The sequence below is a fragment of the Microbacterium sp. Bi128 genome (genome assembly GCF_918698205.1).
Genome location: NZ_CAKKMM010001535.1, coordinates 1 through 1,158, shown reverse-complemented (window position 1 = coordinate 1,158; position 1,158 = coordinate 1). Strand labels below are relative to the sequence as shown.

1 protein-coding gene and 1 pseudogene are annotated in these 1,158 nt (G+C 70.2%); one reads left to right on the top strand and one right to left on the bottom strand.

Annotation, left to right across the window (positions count from 1 at the left end; translation table 11 throughout):
- Positions 1 to 195: 195 nt before the first annotated feature.
- Positions 196 to 366: a CsbD family protein gene (locus LQV45_RS34335; protein ID WP_138173579.1), complete on the bottom strand. Its 171-nt coding sequence runs from the start codon at positions 364 to 366 to the stop codon at positions 196 to 198.
- Between the two features lie 166 nt (positions 367 to 532).
- On the opposite strand from LQV45_RS34335, the pseudogene LQV45_RS34330 reads away from it, so the two are divergent.
- A pseudogene (locus LQV45_RS34330) lies at positions 533 to 1,158 on the top strand (D-alanyl-D-alanine carboxypeptidase); the annotation flags it as partial.

The window sequence follows — 1,158 nt, the reverse complement described above, 5'->3', positions numbered from 1 at the left end:
CGGAGGACGACGGGGGTGCCCGAGACCAACGTGGGGGTCTCGGTGGGAACGGCAGCGGTCATGCCGCCATTATCCCGGGGATGATCGCCGTGCCCAGCACCCCCGGGGGCGCGGCGAGCGCCGGGCCTGCGCGTCACCGTCCGGAAACGACGAATGCCCCGACCGCGACGGGTCGGGGCATTCGGGGAGGGCGACTTACTTGAAGGCGTCCTTGACGTTCTCGCCGGCCTTCTTGACGTTGGCCTTGGTCTGGTCGGCCTGACCTTCGGCCTCGAGACGCTCGTTGTCTGTGGCCTTGCCGGTGGCTTCCTTCGCCTTACCGGTCAGGTCTTCCGCGGCGTTCTTGATCTTGTCGTCGAGTCCCATGTCGGCTCCTCCCGTCGTGGTATTCCGGGTATCTCCCGATGCCCTCCACGGTAGACACCGCTTCCGACCCCGTCGGGGGGCTTGAAAAACCGCTCGGGGTGAGGAAGAGCGCGCGACGCGACATCGCGACGGGTTAGGTTCGTGGGAGTGCGCAGGGGGGAAACGCATGGGGGAAACGCAGGAGCATACCGATGAGCTGAGCGCGTTCGCGGGATTGCTGGACGAGGCGCCCGCGGCATCCGGATCGGGCCGGGCGGGGCGGATCGTCCTCATCGTCTTCCTGGTGAGCGTGCTGGTGGTCCTCGGCGCGGGCGGCGGATACGTGTGGTGGGCCTCGGCGGCACCGCTGGCTCCGCCGACCGTCACGACTCAACCGCCCGCCGTCGCCGCTGGCGAACCCGCGGCGATCGGCATGCCGGCGTCGGGGGCGATGCGCGTCAGCGTCACCGGCGGCGAGGACTACCTCGGGGCGGAAGCCGACGGCGCGCGGGTCGCCTCGGGCGGCGACGATCCGCGGCCGATCGCGAGCATCGCGAAGCTCGTCACCGCGCTCGTCGTGCTGGACCGGCATCCGCTCGACGGGGCGAACGATCCCGGCCCCACTCTCGCCTTCACCGAGGCCGACACCGACCTGTACGACCAGTTCTACGTCCGCGGGGTCACGATCGCCCGGATGCCGGACGGATCGAGCATGTCGCTCCACGACGCCCTCGCGACGATGCTGCTGCCTTCGGCGAGCAACTACGCCGTCGCGGTCGCGCGATGGGGCTTCGGGTCGGAGGGCGCGTACGT

Coding starts and splice junctions, on each gene's coding strand:
- LQV45_RS34335 (WP_138173579.1), bottom strand. CDS start 366: ATGGGACTCGACGACAAGATCAAGAACGCCGCGGAAGACCTGACCGGT.